This window comes from Arthrobacter sp. RAF14 (assembly GCF_052114185.1).
Lineage (GTDB): Bacteria > Actinomycetota > Actinomycetes > Actinomycetales > Micrococcaceae > Arthrobacter_E.
Genome location: NZ_JBFREG010000007.1, coordinates 162,204 through 168,286 on the forward strand (window position 1 = coordinate 162,204; position 6,083 = coordinate 168,286).

Genomic DNA, 6,083 nt, shown 5'->3' on the forward strand with positions numbered 1-6,083 from the left:
CTCCTTCTGCTGTCAGGACGTTCCGCCCGGGCGGGGTGCCAGGGGCGGGGGCACCAGGCCGGGGATCGTGTCCCTGCCCGGTGGTGTCTTGGTGGGAATCTCCCGGAGCATCTCCTTGAGGACGCCGATGCCGTGTTCCAGCTGCGGGTCCGTGCCGGCCTTGTGGGCATGGGGCGGGAAGAGGACTTCGATGTCGGGGTCGACGCCGCGGTTCTCCACCCCCCAGCCGATGCCCTGGCCGAAGAAGTGCGAGTAACGCGGCTGCGAGACGGGCGTGCCGTCCACCAGGTCGAAGCGCATGTCGATACCGACCACGCCGCCCCAGGTCCGCGTGCCGATGACCGGCCCGATGCCGCGCATCTTGACGATCTGCGTGATGATGTCCCCGTCGGATCCGGCGAACTCATCCGTCAGGACGACCACGGGGCCTCGAGAGGCCAGGCGTGGGTACACCACCGGGTATTCGCCACGGGGCATCATCCACGCGTCGACCGTGCGGCCGATCAGCTCCGCGACCAGCTGCGAGGTGTGTCCGCCGCGGTTCCGCCGGACGTCCACCACAAGGGCGTCGCGCAGGGACTCCGTCTCCAGGTCGCGGTGCAGCTGAGCCCAGCCGTGCGCCTGCATGTCCGGGATGTGGATGTAACCGAATCCGCCGCCGGAGGCCTCACGGACCATGCGCCGCTTGGACTGGACCCAGTCCTGGTAGCGCAGTCGCTCCTCCGTGGCCAGGGGCACGACGGCGACCCGCCGGGCCGCCTGCCCGGCCGTCCGGACCGTGAGCTCCACAGGACGTCCGCCGGCGCCGCGGAGCAGCTCGCCCGGAGTCCGGCCTTCCGGACCTCCGAGGGCGACGCCGTCGACCGCCAGCAGCACGTCCCCGGCGCGCACGTCCGCCCCCGGACGGCGCAGCGGTGAGATGGCCTGGGGATCGGAGCTGTCGCCGTCGAGCACGCGGTCCACGGTCCAGCCGGCGTCGCTCAGGCTGAGATCGGCGCCGAGGAATCCCTGACGCCCGCTGCCCTTCTCGCTCGGCTCGGCGGAACGGACGTAGGCGTGGGAGGTGCCCAGCTCGCCATGCAGCTCCCAGAGCAGGTCCACCAGATCGTCATAGCCGCCTACCCGGTCCAGCACCGGCAGATAACGCTCGTACACGGCTTCCCAGTCGAGTCCGCCCATGTCCTCGTCCCAGAAGAAGTCCCGCTGGAGGCGCCAGGCCTCGCGGTACTGCTGGGCCCAGACCTTGCGCGGTTCCAGGAACACCCTGATGCGGTCCAATTCCAGATCTTCGGGATCCTGTTCCGTCTCGCCGGTGGACACGGTCCGCAGTTTGCCGTCGGCCTGGACCACCGCGGTGGAGCCGTCGCCCGACAGCCTGTAGGACTCCACGTCCTCGGCCACGATGCGGGTCTTGCCGCTCTGGAGATCGAGCCGGACCAGGGGCGCCTTCGGCGCTTTGTCCGTGACCTTCGCCCGGCCATCGCCGAGCACACCCTTGACCGGAACGTCGAGGTACAGCAGCGCACCCGGAACGGCCGTGAGGTGCTCGTAGTTGCCCTGCTCCACGGGAAGGGAGATCACCCGCTCGGCGAGGCCCACAGGCTCCACCAGTGTCTGCGCGGGGGCCGAGTCCTTCTCCGCCGCGTCACTCGTGGCCGCCGCACCGGCAGGGGCCTCGGGGACGCGCGGACCGAACGGCGCCGCCGTGCTCGAATCCAGCGCCACGAGGTAGGGCCTGATGGGATGCGGGAAGGAGAGGTCGAAGCTCTGGCCGTCGTAGACGGGATCGAAGCTGCGGCTCGAGAGGAACGCCAGGAACTTGCCGTCCGTGGTGAACGCCGGGTGCGAATCCAGGAATCGCCCGTCCGTGACTTCCAGCACCGAGGAGCCGGCCTCGCGCGACCGCAGCCGGATCGACCGGCGTTCAGAGTTCCCGTCCACCGCCTGGGACCAGGCGAACCAGGAGCCGTCCGGGGACCAGGCCAGGTGGTCCACGGTGCCGGCGCCGGGCGAGGCCACGCTCTCCTGCTCGCCCGTGCGGGTGTTCAGAAGGATGACGTCTCCGAAGACGGTGCCCATCAGGAGCCACTCGCCATCGGGGCTCGGCTCCAGGCTGACCACCCTGGCGGGCGGGGTGAACTCGATGGGACCGTCCGCGTCGTCTGAGGCTTCCTGCGCCGGGCTTCCGGTTTCAGGGGCCACGCCGGCGGCGACCTCTTCGGCGTGGTCCTCGGGGTCGGTCTGATCGCGGACGTCCACCGGTGCGGAGTCACCGAGCACGCCGAGGGCCGAGACGGGACGGGGCAGTCCGTCGTCATCGGCCTCTTCCGGGGCCGCGGGCTCACCCGGTGCGAGTGCGGGGGCCGGTGCCGGTCCGCCGAAGGCATCCTGGACCAGCGACGTCACCAGGAGGGACTCTTCTCCCCCGCGGTCGTGAAGGTACGCCACCCGGCCATCGGCCAGGAAGCGCGGCAGCCGGGCGCGCACGGAGCTGTCGGATTCGACGGCGCGCGCCGGGCCCTCCTGATGCCGGAGCCAGTGGAGTGCGCCATGGCTGACCACCAGGCTGCTGTCGCCGCTGGTGTCAGGTTGCGCTTCCCGCAGATGAGCGGACACGTCCAGCGGAATGGAGGCCGGACGAACGGAGGCAAGCTCGACGTCGACGGGCCGGGCTTCCGTGCCGTCGCCGTCGAGCAGGAAGATCCGGCCGGCGGACTCGAACACCAGGCGGGTGCCGTCCCCCGAGGCGTGCCGGACATAGAAGTCCTCGTGGTCCGTGTGGCGCCGCAGCCCCTGCCCATCAGCAGTCACCGAGTAGAGGTTGCCGTAGCCCTCGTGATCGGAGAGGAAGTGGATCCGGCCCCCGCTCCAGACGGGGTCGGTGAGATTGCCGTCGAGTTCAGGCACCAGGCGCTCGAACTCCCCGTTGCCGTCAGCGTCGATCCAGAGCTTTCCGGCCGTGCCGCCACGGTAGCGCTTCCACCAGGCGGGCTCCCGCGAGAGCAGCGAAGCCAGGACCACCGGCTTCTCGTCGCCCAGTGCCGGTCCGAATGCCACGTTCTCCAAGGGGCCGTAGCCCAGGGGCTCCGGAGCGCCACCGTCGAGCGGCACCGCATAGCCGTGGGCGAGGCGGGAATCACCCTGCTGGAAGGCGCTGGTGACGAGCACCCGCCCATCCGGCAGGAATCCCTTGTTCCGGGTGGTGGCATGCCCGAAGTGCGTCAGCTGCCGGAAATCCCCGCCGTCGAGGAGCGCGGTCACCACCTCGGGTGCGGATCCGCGGGTGACAGTCCAGACCAGACGCTTCCCGTCGGGGGTGAACCGGGGATTCCTGGCCGGCAGGTTCAACGCGGAGACGCGCCAGGCCTTGCCGCCGGTGAGCGGGGCCAGCCAGACGTCATCCTCGGCGACGAACGTGAGCAGATCACCATGGATGTGGGGGTACCTCAAATAGCCTTGGTGTGTCATGGTTCGATCCTAACCAGCCCGTCCCGCACCCCCGGGGATGCCACGGTCACCCGCGTGGGGCCACGGCCTCGATCCGCCAGACACCGTGCCGCCGGGCGAGTGTGAGACTCAGCGTTTCGGTGCGTGCCGGTTTGCGGGCGGTGGGCGTCGCCGCGCCTCCGCCGTCGCCGGACACCAGGAACGACGGCGTCACCACGGTCACGCTGAGCACCGCACGATCCTGTGTGCGGGCGTCCTCCACCCGGACGCTGCGGACCACGGGCCGGTAGCCCGCGTAGTGCCGGTGTTCGGCCAGCAGCCGGGCGATCAACCGGCTGTCACGGCCTCGGGCAGCGCTCCCATCGGGTGCCTCGTCGTCGTAGACCGAGCTCAGGCGGCCGACGTCCCGGTCGCCGAGGGCGGCACTCCTGACCCCCACGAGCTGCCGCACCGCGGCCACGAGCTCCTCCGGCGTGGTGGCTCTGGGGAGGGACGGCCTCACGGCCTCAACGGGCGATGTGCTCTCGGCGGGTGCCGTGATCTGCGCCGTCCTGCCCGGCTGTGTCCCGGCCAGCTGCGTCCCTGCCAGTACCGAGGCGACGCCCAGTACCACCACCACGGCTGCCGTCGCGGCGACCCGTACCCGGCTCGGCTTTCGCGGGTGCATGCCGCCTGCCCCCTGCCGGGCCGAAGTCCAACGACGGCTCCGCCTGCTCACCGGAGGGTTCCGGGACGGCACCAGCGCCGTCGCCAGTTCGCGGTGGTCCTCGCGGGCGGCACCGGCGGTGATCTGCACCGGCGACGCCGGGCACGCCCTCTGCACGGCACGGGCGAACTCCTGGGCGGACGGCCGTTCAGACGCGGACTCGGCCAGCGCTCCCTCCAGCGCGAGAGCCAGTCCCGCAGGCACCTCGGGACGCAGCACCGGGAGGGGCGGCCGGTGTGCCGGCTCGCCCGGAGGTTCACCCGTCAAGCACCACCAGGCGACCGCGGCCAGGGCGTAGACGTCTCCCGCGGCCTGGGCGTGCCGCACTCCCGGCTCGGCGAAGGCCCGTGTGGCGCGGCGCACCCGTCGCTCCCCCGTCAGACTCGCCTGCCCGAAATCCGCCAGCAGAGGAGCACCCTCTGCTGAGAAGAGGATGTTCCCGCCGGAGACGTCCCCATGAACGATCCCCCGGGCATGGAGCGCGGCCAGAGCGTGCGCCACCGGAACGGTCACCGTGACCACCTCGGCGGCACTGAGCGTGCCACGGGCCGCCACCAGGCTGCCCACCGATCCGCCGGGCGCGAAATCCATCAGCACTCCCTGAACCCGGATGATCGAACCGTCCTCCGCCTGCAGTTCGGCGGTCACCAGCCCGTGCAAAGGGAGCAGATGCGGGTGTCTGATCCCTTGAACCCTCCATCGTTCGCCTAGCAGCCGTTCGCCCAGCAGCCGATCACCCTGAAGGTCGGGGCCGTCCGGACCAGGCCGGGACGCGGCCCGGCGCGGCACCTTCACGGCTCGCCGCGCGCCGTCGTCGTCCTCGAGGAGCCAGACGTCGCCGCCGGAGCCGGAACCCAGCCTGCGCACCACGCGATGGCCCGGCACCCGCGGGGCCGGCAGGTCGCCCGGTGCGTCGCTGTCCGCATTCCATTCCACACTCATGCCGCCTCCTGAATGAGCCCTTCACACCGTCCTCTTCTACTGTGACGCCGGACGGGGTCATCCCGCAGAAGTTATCCACAGGCACCCGTAGAGGCGGCGGTAACAATCCCCGGGGCAGTGAGACCTTCGCCACAACGGCCTGCCGTCAGGCCCCACAGGTCTAAGCTGATACGCATGACTTTGGAGTTCTCGACTCTGGGCCTCGCCCCGGACTACGTCGACTACCTTCACGGCTGGGATGTGCAGCGCGAGCTCCACACCGCGGTCCTGGAAGGTTCCCGTCCGAGCACCGTGCTGCTGCTGGAACACGCCGCCGTGTACACCGCAGGCAAACGCACCGAAGATCACGAACGGCCGTTCGACGGCACCCCCGTGGTGCCCGTGGACCGTGGTGGCAAGCTGACATGGCACGGCCCCGGCCAGCTGGTGGCGTACCCCATCATCAAGCTCAAGAACCCGGCCGGCATCCGCGACTACGTCCACCGGCTCGAGGACGTCATCATCGACGTGCTCGCCGACTACGGCATCGAATCCACCCGGGTGGACGGCCGCGCAGGCGTCTGGATCACCGCCGACGACAAGGGCCCGGACCGGAAGATCGCCGCCATCGGCATCCGCGTCCATGAAGGCGTCACCATGCACGGGATCGCCATCAACTGCAACAATGACCTAGCCCCGTACGCGCAGATCGTCGCGTGCGGGATTTCGGATGCCGGGGTGACCACGATCGCCCTGGAGACCGGACGGAACATCTCGCCTGCTGACCTTGTTGAGCGAGTGATGGAAGAGTTCCGCAAGCACGAGAGCGAACTCGTCGCCGTGGAAGAAGGAGCAGTCAAGTGACTCTTGTCCCCGAAGGCCGTAAACTCCTGCGGATCGAACAACGCAACGCCGCGACCCCCGTGGAACGCAAACCCGACTGGATCAAAGCCAAAGTCCAGATGGGACCCGAATTCGTCGGCCTGAAAAACCTCGTCAAAAAAGAAGG

Annotated in this window: 3 protein-coding genes and 1 pseudogene; 2 read left to right on the plus strand and 2 right to left on the minus strand. The window is 69.9% G+C overall.

Annotation, left to right across the window (positions count from 1 at the left end):
• Positions 1-12 precede the first annotated feature (12 nt).
• Positions 13-3,468, minus strand: a complete 3,456-nt coding sequence (locus AB4Y75_RS14845) for a S41 family peptidase (protein ID WP_441436647.1) — start codon at positions 3,466-3,468, stop codon at positions 13-15.
• A 46-nt stretch (positions 3,469-3,514) separates the two neighbouring features.
• A complete protein-coding gene (locus AB4Y75_RS14850; protein WP_441436648.1) occupies positions 3,515-5,095 on the minus strand; it encodes a protein kinase domain-containing protein in 1,581 nt (526 codons plus the stop codon).
• Positions 5,096-5,269: 174 nt separating this feature from the next.
• On the opposite strand from AB4Y75_RS14850, the gene lipB reads away from it, so the two are divergent.
• Both lipB and AB4Y75_RS14860 read left to right on the plus strand, forming a co-directional pair.
• Positions 5,270-5,938, plus strand: a complete 669-nt coding sequence (gene lipB / locus AB4Y75_RS14855; RefSeq protein WP_441436649.1) for a lipoyl(octanoyl) transferase LipB — start codon at positions 5,270-5,272, stop codon at positions 5,936-5,938.
• A pseudogene (locus AB4Y75_RS14860) lies at positions 5,935-6,083 on the plus strand (lipoyl synthase); the annotation flags it as partial. The gene lipB and the pseudogene AB4Y75_RS14860, both read left to right, overlap by 4 nt.

Bases quoted from the DNA above. Each gene is read 5' to 3' on its own strand.
- AB4Y75_RS14845 (WP_441436647.1), bottom strand. From the start codon at position 3,468: ATGACACACCAAGGCTATTTGAGGTACCCCCACATCCATGGTGATCTG.
- lipB (WP_441436649.1), top strand. From the start codon at position 5,270: ATGACTTTGGAGTTCTCGACTCTGGGCCTCGCCCCGGACTACGTCGAC.
- AB4Y75_RS14850 (WP_441436648.1), bottom strand. From the start codon at position 5,095: ATGAGTGTGGAATGGAATGCGGACAGCGACGCACCGGGCGACCTGCCG.